An 18,740-nucleotide genomic window follows, 5' to 3' on the forward strand; every position below is an offset into this window, starting at 1 on the left:
GCTCACGGCTCCTTCACGGGCCCCGACTCGACGCCCGGCCAGGCGCGGATGAGATCCCTGTCCACGAAGACCTCGGCCTGCACGATGAGCGGCTCCAGGCCCCGCGCCGCGGACTCCTCGGGCATGTCGATGGAGGCCATGAGCTCGAAGTTGATCCGCGACGCTCCGAGCCACACGTCCTGGAACAACCGCGCGGGGTTCGCCTTGGGCACGTAGCGGCGGACGACGCGGTCCGGCAGGTGCGTGAACGCCTCGGGCACGTCCACGAACTCCAGCTTGTCCCGGAACACGTCCGACTGCTTCTCCAGGTCCAGGTCTTCCGCGAAGGTGTCCCGCCACTGCTGCGGCGTGGCCGCGGACTCGCGCCAGGCGACGTTGATGGTCAGCACCACCGTGCTGCGCTGGACCTGGGCCTCGCAGAACAAGGCCTCTCCCACGCTCGTGTCGGGCTTGCGCTCGCGCAGCAACGTGACTCCCGGCAGCAACAGCACGACGTACTCGGAGGCGCTCAGCGCCGCGGCCACCCCGATGAAGCCGTCCCCCCGCATCGTGACGACCCGGTGGCCCTGCACGCTTCCCGGCGTGTAGCGCAGGCTCTCGCTGACCAGCAGAGCCCTGCTCCGCATGAGGTTTCCGGCGGTTGTCATGGCTCTTCTCTCCTACGTCCCATCCGCATGTTTCTCCAAGCCCCGTCCGGGTGCCGCCGGGTTGGACGCTCCCACACTGTGGGATCCCCTCAAAGCACCCCGCCAGGGCCCCTCCTCTCGGGGTGTAGGGTGGGTGCACAGACCCTACACGCGGAGTAACCCCTTCTGGACACAGGCCCGGTAAACCCCCCGGCTTGCTGATGTTTTCCAGTGAGGCGAAACGGGAAGAAACGGGGTACACTGAACTTCCCCTCTCCCCTGCCCGCCCATCCAAGGACGTCATGGCCCTCCAGGCACAGACCGCCAGTCGCACCGCCCAGGACCCCACGACGGATCCGGCCGTCCAGGAGAAGCTCGAGTCGGCGCGCGACTTCACCTTCCAGCTACTCAAGGGCATCAAGCAGATCGGCATGTACCGGCACAACGAGGCGCGCTTCCCCGAGTTCCTCGCCCGGGCCACGGAGGCCCTCGCCGCGTACACGGAGAAGCACGGCCCGCTGTCGCTCAAGGTGGAGCAGCAGAACTTCATGCTGCACGGCGAGCCGACCTTCTCCGAGGACACGCCGCTGCCCTACAAGTTCTTCCGGGACGGCATCCGCCAGCTCATCTTCCGGCCGGGCCTCACGGTCTCGGAGCTGGTGACGTTCACGCTCATCGCCCTGTCCGAGCCCGAGCGCGGCGCCGAGGACGTGCTGGCCCAGCTCTGGCGCTCCGGCCTGGAGCACGTCGAGTACGTCGTCGTCGAAGGCTTCAAGATGGACGAGGTCTCCGAGCACGAGGTCGAGGTCGAGGTCGACAAGGTGGTCGGCTACCTCTACTCGCGCCTCAAGACGAACTCGGAAGACTACCTGCGCTTCGCCCGCGTGAACGCGGAGGACCTGGACTCCAAGCTGGACGGCGTGGAGCAGATGCGCGGCCTGGTGGTGGCCGGCAACTACGCCTCGGACGATCTCAAGGCCCGGCTCCAGCGGGAGATCTCCGAGGAGGAGAACGCCCGGCTCTTCCCCAAGCTGATGAGCGCCATCTTCCAGGTCATCGAAGGAGGCGTGGACGACACGGCGCTGCTCGAGGAGGTCTTCGTGCAGCTTCTGGACGCCATGCTCATCCAGGATGACTACGGCACCATCAACCAGATCGTCCTGAAGATGCGCTCCATGGCGCAACGCGCGCCCGAGAGCAGCATCGGCTCGTTGCTGTCCCACTTCACGCTGAAGATGGGCGAGGAGCAACGGGTGATGCGGCTGGCGGAGATGCTCAAGACGACGCGCCCGCGGCATCCGGTGGACATCACCCGCTACCTCCAGGCGCTGGATGCCTCCACCGTGTTCACGCTGCTCAACGCGCTGGAGACGATCGAGATCCCGGAGAACCGCGTGCTGGTGTGCGACGCGCTGGCGCGTTTCGCGCAGGAGAATCCGCAGCCCTTCGTGCAGCGGTTGGAGTCCGATCGGCCGCAGACCGTGCGCGACATGGTCTACGTCCTGGAGAAGAGCAACCACCCGGACCGGGTGAAGATGTTCGGCCTGGTGCTGCTCAACAAGAACCTCGCGGTGAAGCTGGAGGTGATGAACATCATCGCCCGGGGCCGCACCGCCGAGGCGCGCAAGCTCATCCTCGAGGCGCTCAATGATCCGGCCACGCAGGTGCGCATGCTGGCGGCCCGGCTGCTGCCGGAGTTCGACCGGGACAAGGCCTACGTGGATCTGGTGCGGTTGATGAAGGATGCGAACTTCGAGAAGAAGAGCCTCGAGGAGCGCACGGCCATCTACACGGCGCTGGGCGCCACGGGGCTGCCCGGGGCCATCTCGATGCTGCTGCAGACGATCGCGGTGAAGCCCGCGATGCTCAACAAGAAGAAGGTGCTGGAGGACAAGCTGCTGGCCATCGCCGGGCTGGCGGGCGCGTGCTCCATCCCCTCGTACAAGGCCTTGCAGGGCGTGGTGGAGGACAAGAGCCAGCCCGTCGAAGTGCTCAACGCCGCGCGCAAGGCCATGTACCAGACGAAGAAGACGCTGTTCGGCGAGACGTCCACCACCGAGGAGGCCTGAACCATGATGGACAATGCCGTGAAGGTCACCCAGGGCCAGGAAGAGAACGTCGGCGAGTTCGGCCGCGGCTACTCGGAGAAGCTGCAGACGCTGGCGCGAGGGCTCGTGTCGGGCCTGTACATGCTGATCCGCTCGGTGAAGATGTACGACCCGGAGAACGCCGTCTTCGAGAAGCCGCTGCTTCAGTTGCAGGGCATCGTCAACCAGATCATCTCCAAGGAAGGCCGGCTGGAGCTGGTGGGCGTCAAGGACTCCTTCTACCTCAACAACATGCTGGTGAAGGTGGACCTGAACTCCATCGACAACCAGCGCTACCTGCTGGGGGAGATGCGCTCCAAGGACGTGGGCGGCATCTCGCTGAACAAGCCCGTCACGGTGCCGGACCTGAAGAACTTCATCTGGATCTTCAGCAAGGACCAGTCGTCATCGGCGGAGGAAGAGGGGCTGGCGGGCCGCAAGCTGCTCAACATGAAGGTCACCCGCTTCTCCAAGCTGAAGGAGAAGCTGAACCGGGACGAGCTGGCCAACCCGGATGATCAGAAGGTGGACCGCAAGAAGTACGCGATGACGGTGTACTCGCGCGCGGTGTTCTTCCTGACGAAGTACCTGGAGTCGGTGCAGGCCGGCAAGCCGCTGAACACAGCGAAGGCGCTGCGGATCGTCCAGGACTTCGTGGACATCTCCTTCGATCAGAAGACGCACTTCCTGGGGATGACCACGCTGAAGAAGAGCGAAGTGGACTACCTCGTCTACCATCAGGTGAACGTGTGCCTGATGAGCATCGTCTTCGGCATGGAGCTGGGGCTGACCAAGGCGCAGCTGAGAGACCTCGGCTACACCGCGCTCTTCCACGACGCGGGCATGGTGACGCTGCCCGAGGAGCTGTCCACCAAGAAGGGCGCGCTGAGCGCGGAGGAGAAGGCGCTCATCCAGAAGGCGCCGCTCGTCTCCATCCGCAACATCCTGATGGAGAAGGGCTTCACGCGCTCGACGCTGCTGCGCGTGGTGACGACGTTCGAGCACAAGGCGGACTTCGGCACGGCGGTGCGGGACGGCCGGGGCAACATCGAGATGATCATCCCGAAGACGAGCCTCGGGGTGTACGCGAAGATCCTCGCCATCTGCGACGCCTACGACGCGCTGACGTCGAGGCGGCCCTACCGCGACGCGTACGGCCCCGAGGTGGCGCTGATGCTGATGTGGACGGAGATGCGCCACAAGTTCGACCCGGAGCTGCTCCAGGTCTTCATGCGCGTCATGGCCATCCAGCCGGTGAAGGTGCTGAGCCGCCGGCAGCAGACGATGACGCTCGGAGGCGTGTAATCACTCGAGCCAGAGCGCCCACGCCACTCCCGCGCGAGGGCTCAGTGCTCCCCGCCGCTCGTGGCCTTCAGGCCGATGATGGAGATCAGCAGCAGCGCGAGGAAGAAGACGCGCGCGGGGGTGACGGGCTCGTGGAACAGGAAGATGCCCAGCACGGCCGCGCCCAGGGCCCCGATGCCCACCCAGACGGCGTAGGCGGTGCCGATGGGCAGGCTCCTGGCCGCCACTCCCAGCAGCCCCATGCTGGCGATGATGGCCGCCACCGTCAGCACGGACGGCAGCAGACGGGTGAAGCCCTCGGTGTACTTGAGCCCGATGGCCCAGCACACCTCGAGCAGTCCAGCGATGATGAGCAGAATCCACGCCATGACGCACACTCCTTCTGAGGCGTCGTCTTGTCGTGACCGGGTACGGCGCACCTCGTCCGGGCCCGGCGAGCTCCCCAATGAGCCCGCCAGACAGCGGAGGGCATAACCTCGCCTCACCGCTCGCGTCCAGCAGAACGCGCTCCCCGGCCTACTTCTTCCTGGACCGGGCGGCCTTGGGCTGGGCCGTGGGCGCGGCGCTCCCGCGCAGCACCTTCAGCGCGGCGGTGAAGTCCGCGGGCAGCGGCGCCTCCACGTGCAGCTCCTTGCCCGTGCGCGGGTGCGGGAAGGCCAGCTTCCACGCGTGCAGCGCCTGGCGGCCCAGCACCTCCTGCGCCTCCGCCGCCTTCCCCTTCGCCTTGCGGCCCGCGCCGTACAGGCTGTCGCACAGCAGCGGGTGGCCCGCCTCCGACAGGTGCGCGCGAATCTGATGCGTGCGGCCGGTGAGCAGATCCACCTCCACCAGCGCGGCGTCCTCGAACGCCTCGAGCACGCGGTACACGGTGATGGCGGGCTTGCCCTCCTTCACCTTGCCGGTGAAGCGCTGGCGGTTCACCGGGTGGCGGCCGTAGAGCGTCTCGATGCGCGACTCGGCGGCCTTGGGCGTCCCGTGCACGAGCGCCAGGTACGTCTTCTCCACCACCCGCGTCTTGAAGGCCTTCTGCAAGGCCACCAGCGACTTCTCGTGCTTGGCCACCACCAGGCAGCCCGTGGTGTCCTTGTCCAACCGGTGCACGATGCCCGGGCGCAGCTCGCCGCCCACTCCGGCCAGATCCTTCACCCGGTGCAGCAGCGCGTTGACCAGCGTCCCCGAGGCGTGGCCCGCGCCCGGGTGCACCACCATCCCCGCCGCCTTGTCCACCACGACGAGATCCCGGTCCTCGTGCAGCACCGAGATGGGCAGCTCCTCGGCCACCGGCACCGCCGGCACCGGAGCGGGAATGTGAAGGGAGAGCAGCTCGCCGCCGCGCAGCCGCTGGGCCACCTTGGCGGGCTTGCCGTCGATCCGCGCGTTCCCGGCCTCGATGAGGCCCTGGATGCGCGAGCGCGTCAGATCCGGAAAAGCGCGCGCGAGAACCTGATCCAGCCGATCGCCACGGGCCTCGGGCGGGGCACGGTGCTCTCGCGCCTCGGGGGTCACCAGATCTTCGACTTCACGTGCGCCTTGGAGCGCAGGACGATGTCGTTGATGGCCCGCTCGAAGAAATTCATCTTCTGGAAGATCTCCGGGCTGACACGGCTCTTGTAGAGCTCCCGGCCCTCCTCCAGCTCCTCCTTGAGGACCTCGAAGAGGTTGTCCTGCTCGATGCCCTTGATGATCTTCTGCTCGTTGTAGAGCGAGATATCCGAGGCAATCGCGCGGGCCAGCCGCATGGCCTTGATCTTTTCTTCTTCAGTCATCCTGGACCTTTCTAAGCAGCCCCCCCCAGGGTGTCAACTTCGCTGACAGGGCAGCGGACACCTGGGGGACGCTCGAAGGGCCCGGGAGGGTTCAGCGGTTCTTTTTCTCACCGGCTGCGACGAGCCCCATGTAGCTCCTCGACACCCGGAGCGGGTCCAGGCCCAGCTCGCGGGCGATGCTCATCAACATGCCGCGCAGATAGACGGACGCGGGCAGGATGTCGTAGCGGTCCGCCTCGATGCTCTCCACGTGCCGGGAGGAGATGCGCGTGCGGTCCGCGAGCATATGCAGCGACAGGTTGCGGCCCTCGCGCACCTGGCGCAGCAGCTCCCCGTTGAACTCGGCATCGGGCGGGACGTCGACCACCGTCTTGAGCCGGGTGCGCGAGTCGCCGGGGCGAGGAGCCGGGGCCGGAGCCGGGGCCGGGGGCGTGGGCTCGGCCTCCGCGCGCACGATGGCACGGGCCCCATTGCGCGGCGGCAGCGGGGGCGGCAGGGCCGAACCGCGGCGAGCCACGGGAGTCATGGGCCGGGCATGGATGGCCGGCTTGAGCCCCGGGGTTGGCGCGGGAGTGAGGGACCGGGACAGGGAGCCCGGCTTCGCGGCCAGGGGCACCACGGGAACAGCCTCCGGGGTGGGCGCGGCGTCAGGCGCGGCGGCGGCAGCGGCGGCCGGCTCCGGTGGGGCCTCGGCGGCCAGTGGCTCGGCGGCGGACTCCGGCGCGGCGGGCTTCGCCTCGGCCACCGGCTCCACCTCGACCACCACCTCGCCCGTCACCACCTCCGCCTCCTGGGGCTCCTCCTCGGCGGCGGGCACGGCCTGGAGCGCGGGCTTCACCTCGGCCACGGGCTGCGCCTGGGCGGCGGCCTCCGTGACCGGTGCCTCCCCTGCCCCGTCGGCGGGCGCCTTCCCGGCGGGGGCCTCGGCCGCGCGCTTCAGGGACTCGGCGCGCAGACGGGCCAGCTCCTCCGGCGAGCGCTTCACGCCAATCTTCCGGTCGTACTCGAGGCGCTGCTCCAGCGCGCAGAGTACCTCCATGGCCTGGGTGAGCCGCTCGCGCAGGGCGTCGAGCGCCTCCGGCTCGGCCAGCGTGTACACGGCGATGGAGTCCGGCGAGTACGTCTCCATCGCCCGTGCGTAGGCGTCGAGGATCTGATCCTCCGAGGCGGTGACCGGCACCTCCAGGAGCTCGTAGTAGGACTGTTGCTCGAAGTGCTTCATGGCGGACATCACTCCGTCACCCCGTCGAGCGCCAGCAGGCGGTCGGCGATGCGCTGGATACCGAGAGCGGCGGGAGACTCGGGTTTCTCCAGGACGATGGGCCGGCGCTTGCGCACCGCGCGCCACGCCTCGTCGTCGTAACGGATGGCCCCCAGGTCATCCATCTCCAGGCCGAAGAACTTCTTCCACGCGGAGACCACCGCGGCGCCCACGTTGAGATCGCCGTCGGAGCGCGCCTGGTTGAGCACCAGCTTCACGCGGAAGGCGGCCAGCTCCTTCTCGAGCCGCTCGGCGAGCGCGGCGTTCTGCTGGCGCACGTGCTGGATGATCTGATGAGGCGTTTTCGCGGCCCCCTCGCGGGTGGACATGGCCCGCTCCACCAGCCGTTCGATGCCGTATTGCGACTCCACCTGCTGGAGCCTCCGGTAGAAGGCGGCCTTGATGAAGCGGTAGGCGTTCTCCACGGAGGTGGGCTCGGGCAGCAGCACCAGCACGCCGTGGTCGGCGATGATGAAGAAGTCGAGCGTGTTGAAGCTGGAGCCGGCGCCCAGGTCGATGATGAGGTAGTCCACCGACTGGGTCTGCAGGCTGCGCAACAGCCGCTGCTTCTGGGCGTACTTGATGTTGGCGGCGTCCAGCACGTCCAACGCACCGGCGATCAGCGACAGGTTGGCCACGCCGGTGGGCACGATGACGTCCTCCAGCCGCGCCTTGGGGCGCAACATGAAGTCCGACAAGGTGGCCGTGGGCTGGGCGACACCCAGACAGGTGTGCAGGTTGGCGCCGCCCAGGTCCGCGTCCACCAGCAGAACGCGTTGGCCTCGCAGGGCCAGCGCGACGCCGAGGTTGGCGGAGACGAGCGACTTGCCGATACCGCCCTTGCCGCCTCCCACCGCGATGATGCGGTGGGGGCGGTTGCGAGCGACGATCCCCGGAGACTCGGGGTCCGTGCGCACGGCCGCGCCCGCGGACGGCTGGGCGGGCGGGGACGAACGAGCGGGCTGCGACGCGGAGGAGGGACTGGGGGGACTCAAAGCATCCGTATCAAAACCTGTCCCGCGCTCCGCGTCGACTCCCTGGCCAATTAGTTGATGGGGATCCGGCAGACGCAGGCCGTAGTCCCATCACACGCCAGCCCGGTCGCCGTGCGGCAGGACAGGCCCGTGCAGCACGGATCCGTCGGCGAGCACGCCTGGCCGCTGGACGAGCAGGTAGCCCCCGGCTGGCAGGTGCCGGAGGTGCTGCCCAGCGGGACCTGGCAGCTCAGGCCGGAGCAGCAGTCCGAGCCGGAGGTGCACGCCCCCGACTGGGGCTGGCACGCCGCGGGTGCCTCGCACTTGCCACCCGAGCAGATCTCCGAGCAGCACTGGGCGGCGGAGGTGCACGCGGCGCCGTTGGCCTGGCAGAAGCCGCCCGCATCCGGCGGGGTGGTGCCACCGTCCGTGGGAGGAGGCGGGGTGTAGGGCACCTGGCAGGCCTTGGTCAACTCGGAGGTGGGCAGGCACTGGGTGCCCGCGCAGCACGTCTCGCCACCATCGTTGCCGCAGGGGGTGCCCACGGCGGCACAGGTCGGCTTCTGGCAGGACAGCCGGCCCGTCCCGTCATTCGCCGGGAGGCAGAGGGCACCGTCGCAGCACTGCTCGGAGAACTGGCAGGTGTTGGTCTGCGCGATGCAGCAGGGCGCCTCGCCCGTGTAACCCGTGGGGCATGCGCCACTCGGGCCGGTACCGCCGCCGAAGCAGCGCGGCACGCCGGACGAGTCCACCTGGCACACTTCCTTCCTGCCGTCGCAGCAGTTCTGGGACGCGTTGATGTCGACGGCACCACCGTCCGGCAGCGTGCCGGCGCCGCAGATGTTGCCCACGCCGTTGCAGGCCTGCCCGTTGTCGCAACGGCCGCCCACGCACTTCACGGTGCCGTTGGGGTTGATGGGCCCGCCGTCCGGGAACTTGCCACCGCCGCAGCAGTCGCTGTCCTGGGTGCAGAAATTTCCGGTGAGCTTGCAGCCACCGACCGGCTGGCAGACCGTGGCGCCGTAGCCGAGATCCACGCAGGTGCGCGAGCAGCACCCGGAGCCACTGCTGCACGGGTTGCCGTCCTGGGTGCAGCCGCCACCGCCACCGCCGGTGATCATCTGGCACCGGCCCACGCCGCCGGTGGGGGCCGAGCACGCGTTGCCGCAGCACTCCGCATTGCTGGTGCAGACGTCACCATACGCCTGGCAGGAGTAGGAACGGGCGCAGACGCCGGCCTGGCAGTTCTTGGAGCAGCAGTCTCCATCCACGCCGCAGCCCTGGCCCACCACCTTGCACGAGGAGGACGTGTCACTCGGAATCTGGGCGCACGTGCCGTTGGTGCACGTCTTGGTGCAGCACTGCTCGGCGTTGGAGCAGGAGCCCCCGATGTCGAGGCACTGGTTGTTGCCGCACGTGCCGTTGCTCAGGCACACGTTGGTGCAGCACTGAACGCCGGAGGTGCAGGCCTCGCCAGGGGTCCGGCAGAGCGTGTCGGGCTCCGAACAACGGCCGTCCGCACCACACACGCCGCTACAGCACAAGGTCCCCGTCCCCGCATCCTCATTCCGGCTGCAGGCAGCGCCCTCGTCCAAGCACGCCGGGGGCACACCGCCATCCGGGAGGGTCCCGGTGCCGCCGTCATCCGGCGTGACGTCCCCACCATCATCCCCCGGATTGGAGCCGCCGTCGTCGATGACTCCGGCGTCATCGCCGGTATCCGGCGGCCCGCCACAGTCACAGCCCGCGATGCTCATGACCAGTGCGAGCGCGCTCAGCACCAGCCAACGATTCCCCTGCATGGATATCTCCCTGAAAGTCGAAGCGCGGACAGAATCCGTGCTTCGCGGGAGACCCCACGAGCCCTACATCGGCCACGGCGGACCGCTCTGCCTGGAAAACTCCAGCGCCGTAGCGGCGCCCTCCTCCACTACTCGGCGAGGAGCTCGACGTTCCAGTACGAGGCGTCGGCGAGGTTCAGGAACGGCAGCCACTCGCGGTAGGTGATGCGGCGGGAGGCGCCGCGGAAGAAGGGCGTCCAGCGCGGCCGCATGGGCACCTTGAGGAGCTTCATGCCCGCCTGCGCCGGCGTGCGCCCCCCCTTGCGGAGGTTGCAGGGCACGCACGAGCACACCACGTTCTCCCAGCTCGTCTTGCCGCCCTGGGAGCGCGGGACGACATGGTCCAGGTTCAGCTCCGCGCGCGGCAACTGCCGGGCGCAGTACTGACAGGTGTCATGGTCGCGCGCATAGATGTTGAGGCGGGAGAAGCGCACCCGGCCCTTGGGCAGGTACTCGTAGGCGGAGAGCACCACCACCCGGGGCACGCGGATGCGCCGGTCGATGGTGTGGATGCTGTCGTGCGGAGCGCTGGCACTCAGGGCCGCCCAGTCCGAGAACTCATACAGGCGGTACTGGGTGTCGATGGCCTTGGCCACGCCCAGGTAGAGCAAGGCGAGGGCGCGCTTCACCGAGGTGACGTGCACCGGTTGATAGTTACGGTTCAGGACGAGAACGGCGCTGTTCAACATGCATGCCTTCCCTGTGAGGCCGTACCGACGGCGTCAGCGACCGGCCCGAGGTCCTCCTCCGCCAGACACCGGACGTCCATAACCACCTCACCGTCCGAGATCCGCCCAATCACCGGAACTCCCGCTCCCCGAAGACATTCCAGGAACGAGGCTGGCTCCCCAACGGTGAGGATGCACGCATAGGACGGCAACCTGGCCAGCGGCATCGCTCCTCCGCCCACCTGCCCCGAGATGGGCACCACCCGGGCCTTGATTCCCTTCCTCACCAGGAGACCGAGCAGGCGCTCGGCACGCGCCTGAAGCTCCTCGATGGGCCAGGTGAGCATCCGGTACGTGGGGACGGCCTCCGGCCGGCCGTCCCGGTACAGCTCCAGCGTGGCCTCGAGGGCCGCCACCGTCATCTTGTCGATACGCAGCGCCCGGGTGAGCGGGTGCTTCTTGATGCGGGCGATCAGCTCGGTGCGGCCCACGATGATGCCGGCCTGTGGCCCGCCCAGCAGCTTGTCCCCGGAGAAGGCCACCACGTCGGCGCCCGCGGCCACGATGGCGGGCACGGTGGGCTCGTCCGTGAGGCCCTCGCCCGTGAGCGGCACCAGCGCCCCCGAGCCCAGGTCCACGAACACGGGCACCCCGCGCGCGCGGCCCAGCGCGGCCAGCTCCTTCACCTCCACCTCCTCGGTGAAGCCCACCACCGCGAAGTTGGAGCGGTGCACCTTCATCAACACGCCGGTGTCCTGCGTGAGGGCCGACTCGTAGTCCGAGCGGCGGGTGCGGTTGGTGGTGCCCACCTCCACCAGGCGCGCCCCGGACTGCTTCATCACGTCCGGCACCCGGAAGCCGCCGCCGATCTCCACCAGCTCGCCGCGCGAGACGATGGCCTCGTGGCCCGCCGCGAGCGTGGCGAGCACCAGCAGCGCCGCGCCCGCGCAGTTGTTCACCACCAGGGCGTCCTCGGCGCCGGTGAGCTGGGTGAGCAGCTCCACCACGGGGGCATAGCGGCTGCCGCGCTCCCCCTCGTCCAGGTCGTACTCGAGGTTGGAGTAGCCGCGCGCCACCTCGGCCACGCGGGCCACGGCCTCGGGAGCCAACGGGGCCCGGCCCAGGTTGGTGTGCAGCACCACGCCGGTGGCGTTGAGCACGGGCCGCAGGTTGGGCGTGGCCAGCGCGCGCAACGCCTCGTCCACGTCCGAGTCCTCGAAGGGACGGGCCTCGCCGCGCAACAGCCGCTCGCGCACGCGCGCCACCGCCAGCCGCAACGCCGCCACGGCCCGGGGACGCGGAATCGCCGCCAGCCTCTCCTCCAGGGAGGGCCGGCGCAGGAGCTGCTCAATGGAGGGGAGCGCTCGCAGCAGAGCGTTCTTCCCCCCGTTCTCGGTCGAGGGTGCACCCACGGCCGGAATTGTAAGGGGGCGGGGGCTCGCGCGCCACCCAACTCCCCTCCCCTTCACGCCGATTGGACGTTACCGGCTCGCGGCCTGCACGCCCGTCACCGTGGCCGGCCGCCCGTAGAGGAGCTGGTAGGTGTTGTAGGAGCGCAGCACCCGCTTGATGTAGCCCCGCGTCTCCGCGATGGGCACTTCCTCCACCCACGCGTCCAGCGGCACCCCCGGACGGTCCTCGCGCCACCGGTTGATGGCGTTGGGGCCGGCGTTGTAGCTGCCCACCGCGTACGGGGTGTGCCCGGAGAAGCGCTTGATGAGCGAGCCCAGGTAGTGCGCGCCCAGCCGGATGTTGAGCTCCGGCTCCAGGAGGGCCTGGGTCGTCACCTTCTTGAGCTTGAGCTGGCGCGCCACCGCCTGCGCCGTGGAGGGCATGAGCTGGGTGAGGCCCAGCGCGCCCGCCCACGAGAGCGCCTTCGGATCCAACGCGCTCTCCTCGCGCATCAGCGCCTGGAGGAGATCCGGCTCCACACCGGCCGCGGCGGTGTGCTTCTCGATGAGCTCGCGGAAGGCGTTGGGGTAGGCCACCTCCCACACCGGGCGCGTCTCCGGGGTGATGCGGCCGCTCAGGTCGCGGCGCAGCGCCACGCGGGCCACCGCATGGGCGCCTCGCTCGTCGCCCGCGAGCGACAGGAGCTGCACGAGCAGCCGGACGTTCTCCGACGGCAGCTTGGTGCGGTTGACGGCGAGCAGCTCCGAGGAGACGGCCTCGGGGAAGCCCAGGCGCATCAGCTCCACGGCGGCGGTGAAGTGCGGATCCTTCTCCATCGCCCCCGCGTGCAGGGGCCAGGGGCCGCGGCGCTCCTGCTGGGTGAAGTCGATCTTCGGCGCCACGCGCTCCATGCGCGCCGGCTCCAGCTCGGCGAGCATCGTGCGGGCCATCAGCCCGTAATAGGTGGCCGGGTGCTCCACGGCGATCGTCTCGAAGAGATCCGCCGCGGCCTTCTTGTCGCCCTTGTCCTGCAGGGTGCGCGCCCGCCAGTACTGCGCGCGCTCCAGATCGTACGTCTCGTCCGCGTCGGCGAAACGCTTCTCGATCTCCAGGAGCATGGGCAGCCCGGCATCCGCCGTCTTCAGCGTGCGGGAGATCCAGAAGTCCTTGAAGAGCGCCTCGCCGAGGAAGTCACCCTGGGGGTAGAGCTTCGCCACTTCCTTGAGCCGCTGCGAGGCGAGCTCCAGGCGGCCCGTCTTCACATAGAGGTCCGCGGCGTAGAAGAGCGCGTCGTCGGCGAAGGAGTGATCCGGGTACTCGCGGGCGAGCCGCTCGTACGTCTGCGGGCCCTGCACCTGATCCACGATGGAGCGCGACGAGCCGAGCACGTACATGGCGCGCGGCAGCAGATCGCGATCCTGGCACTTGTCCACCACGGGGGTGAGCGCGGCGATGGCGCGGGTGTGCTGGCGCTCCTTGCGCAGGCCCTTGCCGTAGGCGAACCAGGCGCGGCAGGCGAGCGCGTCCGGCAGCTTGAGCTTGGGCAGCAGCGGCTCGAGCACGTCGAGGCCCTGCTTGTTGCGGTGCAGCTCGATGAGCTGCTCGGCGCGCGCCACCTTCATGTCCAGGGGTGCCTGCTGGCCCTTGAGGCGCTTCTCGGCCTGCTGAGCCAGGGGCGTGAGGGGGTGGTGGGCCCACAGCCGCCAGAGGAACTCGCGCTCGCGCGTCTTGTCCTTCTTCTCGGCGGCGATGTCGGCGCTGGCCATGAGGGCCTCGGCGGCGACGTTGCGGCCCCACGAGGGCGAGGTGCGGCTGGCCAGGGGCGTGAGCGCGGCGAGCGCGGCCTCGGTGTCCTTGGCCTTGCGCAGCACCCGGCCGAGCGCCAGGCGGGCATCGGCGTACAGCCGGGAGGTGTCGGGCACCTGGGCGAGCAGCACGCCGGCATCGGCGAAGCGGCCGAGCGACTCGAGCGCCACGCCGGCATGGGTGAGGCAGCGATCGCGCAGCGCGGGGTAGTCCCCGGCCAGGGCGGTCATCTCCTCGGCGGCGCGCTTGTCATCCCCGGCGCGCACCGCGCTCAGGGCGCGCAGGTAGCGCACGGGCAGCGAGTTGCCCTCCTTCTCCAGCAGCTCGCGGGCGCGGACGTAGAAGCCCTTGTCGAAGGCCTGCTTGGCCTCCAGGAGCTTGCCCTTGGCGAAGTACGGCGCCAGGTCGTCCAGGCCGTAGGCGCGGCCCTTGAAGATTTTCGGCTGGGCGGGCGCTTGCGGAGGCGGACCCGGGAAGGCCGGGTTGAACACCTCCACGTACCCGGGCGCCACGAGCACCTTGTCGGCGTCGGGAGGTGGGGAGAGCTGGGCCTCGGACGGGGCATTGCCCGTGAGAGCCTGGGGAGCCGCGGAGGGCTCTTCTGTGAGCGGCGCCTGGGCAAAGGCCAGCGAAGCGGCGGCGGCGGCGGCGGCGAGCAGGGGGACGAAGGCTTTCATACGGGTTGAGCCCTGAGGTGATGGGCCTGGGCAGCCACGGAGACAACTGGAAGCAGGGAAAAAATTTCCGCGAACGAACGGAGGTTAGACTGGCCACCACGCATGGACATCCGGACACAGAGCGCACTCCTCGCATCCATCATCGGGTTGGCGCTGGGCGTTTCCATGTTGTTGAGGGCGGGACGTCCACGGGTGCTCACGCTCTACTCCGTCTTCGCGTTGACAGTGGGCGGGTACTACCTCTCCAGCTTCTTCCACACCCTCTTCGCGGGCGCTGAGTACTCCTGGGTGTCGAGGGTGGCGGTGGGTGCCACCATTCTACTGGCTTCGCTCGTTCCTGGCGCGGCTGTTGCCTTCTTCCTCGAATTCCTGGGGGTCAGCAAGGGAACACATCTGCTCGGCAGGCGGCTCGCTGTGCTGTCCGCCGTCTTCGGACTGGCCGTCGCGGTGTCCCCGCTGGCCCACAATGGCTGGGCGAAGCTGGCCATGGGCGCCTGGGTGCTCGGTGCGCTGCTGGGCTCGGTGTCGTTGCTGCTCCGACGAGTCAGCACCACCGAGTCGCGGATCGAGCGGTTGCGCCTGACGTACCTGGCCATCGGCGCCGGGGCGGCCATCCTCTTCACGGCGCTGGATCTGCTCGAGCGCTACGGCCTGCCCTTCCCCACCCTGGGGCCGGTCTTCACCACGCTCTACCTGTTCTTCCTGGCCCAGACGCTGCTGCGGCTGCGGCTGATGGACCTGCACGAGCTGCTGGGGAAGATCGCCTCGCAGACGGTGCTGGCCACCATCCTGGCCGCGGTCTTCACCCTGCTGACGGTGTGGGTGGACCCGAAGAACAACACCTCGCTCTTCGTCTTCAACACGGTGGTGGCGGCCTTCGTGGTGCTCATCCTGCTGGAGCCGCTGCGAGTGAAGGTGGAGGAGCAGGTGGTGGCCATCTTCTTCCGCGAGCGCTTCGAGCTGCTGCGGGTGCTGGGCAACACACGGGCGAGGATGGCGGGCATCATCGAGATCTCCGAGCTGGCGCGCATGGTGCTGGACGCGCTGCACGAGTCGGGGCGCATCACCCATGCCTCGCTGTACCTGCTGGCGGAGGACAGGCCGGGCTACCGGCTGCTGGACGCGCGGGGGCCGGCGCCGGTGAGCTTCCTGGACACGGGCGCGGCGAGGGGCGTGCTGTTCGCGGTGGCCTCGGGACAGAAGGCGGTGCTGCTGGAGAACGTGGAGCGGAGAATCGCGGTGCTGCGGCAGCAGGCCGTGGAGGGCAAGCGCTTCCGGGACGAGCTCAAGCGGCTCAACGACACGCGCGCGGCGCTGTTGCAGATGAAGGGCGGCATCACCGTGCCGCTGCTGGGCAATGATCGCGTCATCGGCTTCCTCAACCTGTGGGACGAGCGGGTACCGGAGGCGTACGCCTCGGACGAGATCGCCCTCATCCTGGAAGTGGCCGAGCGGCTGGCGACGGCGCTGGAGAACTCGAAGCTGTACGAGAAGATCCGCGAGCGGGACCGCCTGGCGGCCCTGGGTGAGATGGCGGCGGGCCTGGCGCATGAGATCCGCAACCCGCTGGGCGCCATCAAGGGCGCGGCGCAGTGCCTGGATCCGAAGCGGCTGCCGGGGGAAGAGGGCGAATTCCTGGAGGTCATCGTCGAGGAGGTGAACCGCCTGAACGGGGTGGTGTCGGCGTTCCTCGATTATTCGCGTCCGCTGAAGCAGAGCTTCGGGCCCACGGATCTGAACGAGGTGGTGACGCGGACGGTGCGGCTCATCCAGAACGAGATGCCGCAGGGCATCGAGGCTCAAGGTGGAGCAGGAGGAGTCCCTGCCGCGGGTGGAGGCGGACGCGGAGCAGCTCAAGCAGGTGCTGATCAACCTGGTGCAGAACGCGATGCAGGCGATGAGCGACACCGGGGGCTCCATCAGCCTGAAGACGGTGCGGCCGGATCGCTTCACGGACTTCCGCTCGGCGGGGGACTCGTCCGTGGAGCTGCACGTGACGGACACGGGCCCGGGGATTCCACAGGAGCAGCAGCAGCACGTCTTCGTCCCCTTCTACACGACGAAGCAGAAGGGCACGGGACTGGGACTGGCCATCAGCCAGCGCATCGTGAAGAACCACGGCGGGACGCTGTCGGTGCAGAGCAAACCGGGCGAGGGCGCGACGTTCATCATCCGCCTGCCCGCGCCTCCGTCCGAGCCGGTCCAGGTTCCGGAGCCGGTCCTGATGGATGGGACGCCCTTCCCCACCACCAAGCCCGCCGAGAGCAACACGCCCCCTCCCAAGCCCGAGCGCAAGCCGAAGCGCGAGAAGAAGCGCCGCACGGGCTGAGGGAGGACCGCCGGGGACTGGCTACTCACCTGACCGGCGGGCGCGCGCCTTGGGCTTCTTGCGGCGCCCATCCCCTGTCGCAATGATTTCGGTGCCAAGACCGATGAAGCCCCGAGCTCGAGTCAACATGAACTCAACCTGCGCTCGCGCCTTCGGAGCCGGTGGCCGAATGCGAGCCCGCCGCTCGAAGTCAGCCATGAGCGCGGTTGCCCTGCGCAGTCCCGCTGGAGACCCTCTGGCAGCCTGCGCCGCCCAGCAACAGACCAACAAGCGGTCGTCCATCGAGCGGTAGCCGAGCCGCTCCATCCGCCGCAAGTACGGCGAGAACCGTCTCCAGGGACCAGTACAGGTCTCCATGAGAAGGGTCTCGGTGATCCGTCTCTGCACCTGTCGCCTCCCTGCTGCGGTACGCATCTCCTTCAGAAATCGTTTTTCGAGCTGCTTGAATGCCGGAATCTTCTCGGTGATGGGCGCACGCAGAAGCGAGAGATAGAGGCGATCCCACTCCTGGGCCAGGCGCCACAGCCGCTCATCTTCTGCCTTGGTCAGATGCCCGGGCATGACAGCCGCACTCCATTCCACGTGTAGATCGCTTCTGGCCAGAAACCATTGGATGTGCAGTAGGCCATGCAGGAGGCACAACGGCTATAGCCGGCAGCATGGCCAATCATGCTGCCGCCGCCCGCCTCTACGCACCTGACATAATAGTCCTCACATCGGTCCTTGGTGTCCCGCTCCGGTTTACCTGTCTCACCTGTAACAAGCACTTTGCCCGTCCCGGGCGGCATGACCGGTCCGGGACCTCGAGGTGCAGGGGCCTTGGGTGCCGTCCCCAGTTGCTCGCAGGCCGCTGCCGATCCGTTCTTGCAGGCGCAATCCAGCGTGCTCGCGCAGCCCGGCCCGGGTCCGGGTCCCACGGACTGATGCAACTGCCGGTGACCGACGCCAGCACAGCCCACGAGACAGAAACACGTCAGGATCGGCCAGACGAAGGAATGCATGCCTTCATCCAAGCACCGCATTCCTTCCCGAACGCAGCCCGCTCCTCACAACGTCTTCCACCCGACTCGAACGCCAACGCCCCGGCTCCGTATCGGCTGACGCCTTACTGGAGGAACCTCCACGCCACGAGCGCGCAGAAGCCTCCGTAGTAGAGCACCGCGCTGGCGACCTCCACGAACCGCCGCACGCCCCTCGCACGGCTCGGGGAGATCCACGCCGCCGCGAAGGCCACCAGCTCGGCCAGGACGCGCCAGAGGCTGGCGAACAGCACCAGCAGCGCCGTGAAGTAGGCCCAATAGGTGAGGAAGCTCAGCAGGTACGGCCCCAGCCCATACATGTGGTACTGCGCGAACGGCCCACCGTAGCTGATGCGCTGGTTGAGCTGGAACATGATGACGGTGGGCACCAGCGGGAACAGGACGAACTTGAGCGCCAGGTGGTACCAGCGCCGCCGGAGGACCGTGGCCCGGGCGTGCGCGAACACCGTGAGCGGGTGACCCACCTCCTTCCCCATCGCCTCCAACACCGGCAGGGGATCCGCCACCTGCAGCGCGTACTGGAAGCCTCGCCCCGACTTCATCCGCAGCGACAGGCCCGCCCCCGGCATGGGCAGCCGCCAGATCCGGGCCGACTCCACCGAGGTGGCGGGGATCTCGAACCGATCTCCGCGGCGCTGCAGCACGTACTGTGACGGCTCCACGGAGAAGGCCGCCGCGGTAAGCCACCGGATGAGCCGGGTCAGGCCGAACAGCACCAGCGCGAGCAACGCGAGCCAGCCCGCCAGTGCCGGGGGCCTGGGATTCATCGCCCCCGTGAAGGTGCCGGAGACGACGAGCGCCGAAGCGCACAGGAGATCGGCCGTGATCAGCACCTGGAGCAAGGAACTGATGACGCGCAGCGTGAGCGGGTAGGCGTGGACCTGGAAGCGAGGGGCCACGGCCTCGCCGTTGGCGGAAGGCTCTACGGGGGCATCGGCGGGAATGGGGCTCATGGGGGAACGGATTGC

Annotated in this window: 14 protein-coding genes, 1 pseudogene and 1 riboswitch; of the genes and pseudogenes, 3 read left to right on the forward strand and 12 right to left on the reverse strand. The window is 68.7% G+C overall.

Features of this window, described 5'->3' with window-relative positions; translation table 11 throughout:
- Window positions 1-2 precede the first annotated feature (2 nt).
- A complete protein-coding gene (locus tag ACN28I_RS08390; protein WP_420941561.1) occupies window positions 3-647 on the reverse strand; it encodes a hypothetical protein in 645 nt (214 codons plus the stop codon).
- Window positions 648-928: 281 nt separating this feature from the next.
- On the opposite strand from ACN28I_RS08390, the gene ACN28I_RS08395 reads away from it, so the two are divergent.
- Both ACN28I_RS08395 and ACN28I_RS08400 read left to right on the forward strand, forming a co-directional pair.
- Window positions 929-2,695, forward strand: a complete 1,767-nt coding sequence (locus tag ACN28I_RS08395) for a HEAT repeat domain-containing protein (protein ID WP_420941562.1) — start codon at window positions 929-931, stop codon at window positions 2,693-2,695.
- 3 nt (window positions 2,696-2,698) lie between these two features.
- Window positions 2,699-4,018 carry an HD-GYP domain-containing protein gene (locus ACN28I_RS08400; RefSeq protein WP_420941563.1) on the forward strand — a complete coding sequence of 440 codons (1,320 nt, stop codon included), beginning with the start codon at window positions 2,699-2,701 and terminating at the stop codon, window positions 4,016-4,018.
- A 41-nt stretch (window positions 4,019-4,059) separates the two neighbouring features.
- Here ACN28I_RS08400 and sugE read toward each other — a convergent pair whose 3' ends face one another.
- From sugE to ACN28I_RS08445, 9 genes are all read right to left on the reverse strand, one after another.
- Entirely contained in the window at window positions 4,060-4,386 is a 327-nt protein-coding gene (sugE, locus tag ACN28I_RS08405) for a quaternary ammonium compound efflux SMR transporter SugE (RefSeq protein ID WP_420941564.1), read from the reverse strand.
- 16 nt (window positions 4,387-4,402) lie between these two features.
- Window positions 4,403-4,462, reverse strand: a riboswitch (guanidine-III (ykkC-III) riboswitch).
- Window positions 4,463-4,534: 72 nt separating this feature from the next.
- Window positions 4,535-5,527 (reverse strand): RluA family pseudouridine synthase, encoded by a 993-nt coding sequence (locus ACN28I_RS08410; RefSeq protein ID WP_420948598.1) that lies wholly within the window; start codon window positions 5,525-5,527, stop codon window positions 4,535-4,537.
- Window positions 5,521-5,784, reverse strand: coding sequence for a hypothetical protein (locus ACN28I_RS08415; protein ID WP_047858179.1), 264 nt, complete (start codon window positions 5,782-5,784; stop codon window positions 5,521-5,523). Before ACN28I_RS08415 ends, ACN28I_RS08410 begins: the two co-directional genes overlap by 7 nt.
- Window positions 5,785-5,875: 91 nt before the next feature.
- A complete protein-coding gene (locus ACN28I_RS08420) occupies window positions 5,876-7,015 on the reverse strand; it encodes a helix-turn-helix domain-containing protein (protein WP_420941565.1) in 1,140 nt (379 codons plus the stop codon).
- Window positions 7,015-7,962 carry a P-loop NTPase gene (locus ACN28I_RS08425; RefSeq protein ID WP_420941566.1) on the reverse strand — a complete coding sequence of 316 codons (948 nt, stop codon included), beginning with the start codon at window positions 7,960-7,962 and terminating at the stop codon, window positions 7,015-7,017. The genes ACN28I_RS08420 and ACN28I_RS08425 overlap by 1 nt, the downstream gene beginning before the upstream one ends.
- Window positions 7,963-8,090: 128 nt before the next feature.
- Window positions 8,091-9,821 carry a hypothetical protein gene (locus ACN28I_RS08430; RefSeq protein ID WP_420941567.1) on the reverse strand — a complete coding sequence of 577 codons (1,731 nt, stop codon included), beginning with the start codon at window positions 9,819-9,821 and terminating at the stop codon, window positions 8,091-8,093.
- A 128-nt stretch (window positions 9,822-9,949) separates the two neighbouring features.
- Window positions 9,950-10,549 carry an HNH endonuclease gene (locus ACN28I_RS08435; RefSeq protein ID WP_420941568.1) on the reverse strand — a complete coding sequence of 200 codons (600 nt, stop codon included), beginning with the start codon at window positions 10,547-10,549 and terminating at the stop codon, window positions 9,950-9,952.
- Window positions 10,543-11,940, reverse strand: coding sequence for an L-seryl-tRNA(Sec) selenium transferase (gene selA, locus ACN28I_RS08440; protein WP_420941569.1), 1,398 nt, complete (start codon window positions 11,938-11,940; stop codon window positions 10,543-10,545). The genes ACN28I_RS08435 and selA overlap by 7 nt, the downstream gene beginning before the upstream one ends.
- Window positions 11,941-12,009: 69 nt before the next feature.
- Window positions 12,010-14,403: a transglycosylase SLT domain-containing protein gene (locus ACN28I_RS08445; protein WP_420941570.1), complete on the reverse strand. Its 2,394-nt coding sequence runs from the start codon at window positions 14,401-14,403 to the stop codon at window positions 12,010-12,012.
- Between the two features lie 102 nt (window positions 14,404-14,505).
- On the opposite strand from ACN28I_RS08445, the pseudogene ACN28I_RS08450 reads away from it, so the two are divergent.
- A pseudogene (locus ACN28I_RS08450) lies at window positions 14,506-16,732 on the forward strand (ATP-binding protein).
- A gap of 21 nt (window positions 16,733-16,753) precedes the next feature.
- Here the strand turns inward: ACN28I_RS08450 and ACN28I_RS08455 are convergent.
- Window positions 16,754-17,293: a hypothetical protein gene (locus ACN28I_RS08455; RefSeq protein ID WP_420941571.1), complete on the reverse strand. Its 540-nt coding sequence runs from the start codon at window positions 17,291-17,293 to the stop codon at window positions 16,754-16,756.
- Window positions 17,294-17,837: 544 nt separating this feature from the next.
- On the reverse strand, window positions 17,838-18,725 hold the full coding sequence (locus ACN28I_RS08460) for a hypothetical protein (protein ID WP_420941572.1): 888 nt from the start codon (window positions 18,723-18,725) through the stop codon (window positions 17,838-17,840).
- Window positions 18,726-18,740: the final 15 nt, after the last annotated feature.

Source organism: Archangium gephyra, assembly GCF_049060025.1.
Lineage (GTDB): Bacteria > Myxococcota > Myxococcia > Myxococcales > Myxococcaceae > Archangium > Archangium gephyra_A.

What these genes read in the sequence shown, in the direction of transcription:
- sugE (WP_420941564.1), bottom strand. Translation starts at nt 4,386, where the DNA reads ATGGCGTGGATTCTGCTCATCATCGCTGGACTGCTCGAGGTGTGCTGG.
- ACN28I_RS08415 (WP_047858179.1), bottom strand. Translation starts at nt 5,784, where the DNA reads ATGACTGAAGAAGAAAAGATCAAGGCCATGCGGCTGGCCCGCGCGATT.
- ACN28I_RS08390 (WP_420941561.1), bottom strand. Translation starts at nt 647, where the DNA reads ATGACAACCGCCGGAAACCTCATGCGGAGCAGGGCTCTGCTGGTCAGC.
- ACN28I_RS08445 (WP_420941570.1), bottom strand. Translation starts at nt 14,403, where the DNA reads ATGAAAGCCTTCGTCCCCCTGCTCGCCGCCGCCGCCGCCGCCGCTTCG.
- ACN28I_RS08395 (WP_420941562.1), top strand. Translation starts at nt 929, where the DNA reads ATGGCCCTCCAGGCACAGACCGCCAGTCGCACCGCCCAGGACCCCACG.
- ACN28I_RS08400 (WP_420941563.1), top strand. Translation starts at nt 2,699, where the DNA reads ATGATGGACAATGCCGTGAAGGTCACCCAGGGCCAGGAAGAGAACGTC.
- ACN28I_RS08460 (WP_420941572.1), bottom strand. Translation starts at nt 18,725, where the DNA reads ATGAGCCCCATTCCCGCCGATGCCCCCGTAGAGCCTTCCGCCAACGGC.
- ACN28I_RS08455 (WP_420941571.1), bottom strand. Translation starts at nt 17,293, where the DNA reads ATGCCCGGGCATCTGACCAAGGCAGAAGATGAGCGGCTGTGGCGCCTG.
- ACN28I_RS08435 (WP_420941568.1), bottom strand. Translation starts at nt 10,549, where the DNA reads ATGTTGAACAGCGCCGTTCTCGTCCTGAACCGTAACTATCAACCGGTG.
- ACN28I_RS08430 (WP_420941567.1), bottom strand. Translation starts at nt 9,821, where the DNA reads ATGCAGGGGAATCGTTGGCTGGTGCTGAGCGCGCTCGCACTGGTCATG.
- ACN28I_RS08420 (WP_420941565.1), bottom strand. Translation starts at nt 7,015, where the DNA reads ATGTCCGCCATGAAGCACTTCGAGCAACAGTCCTACTACGAGCTCCTG.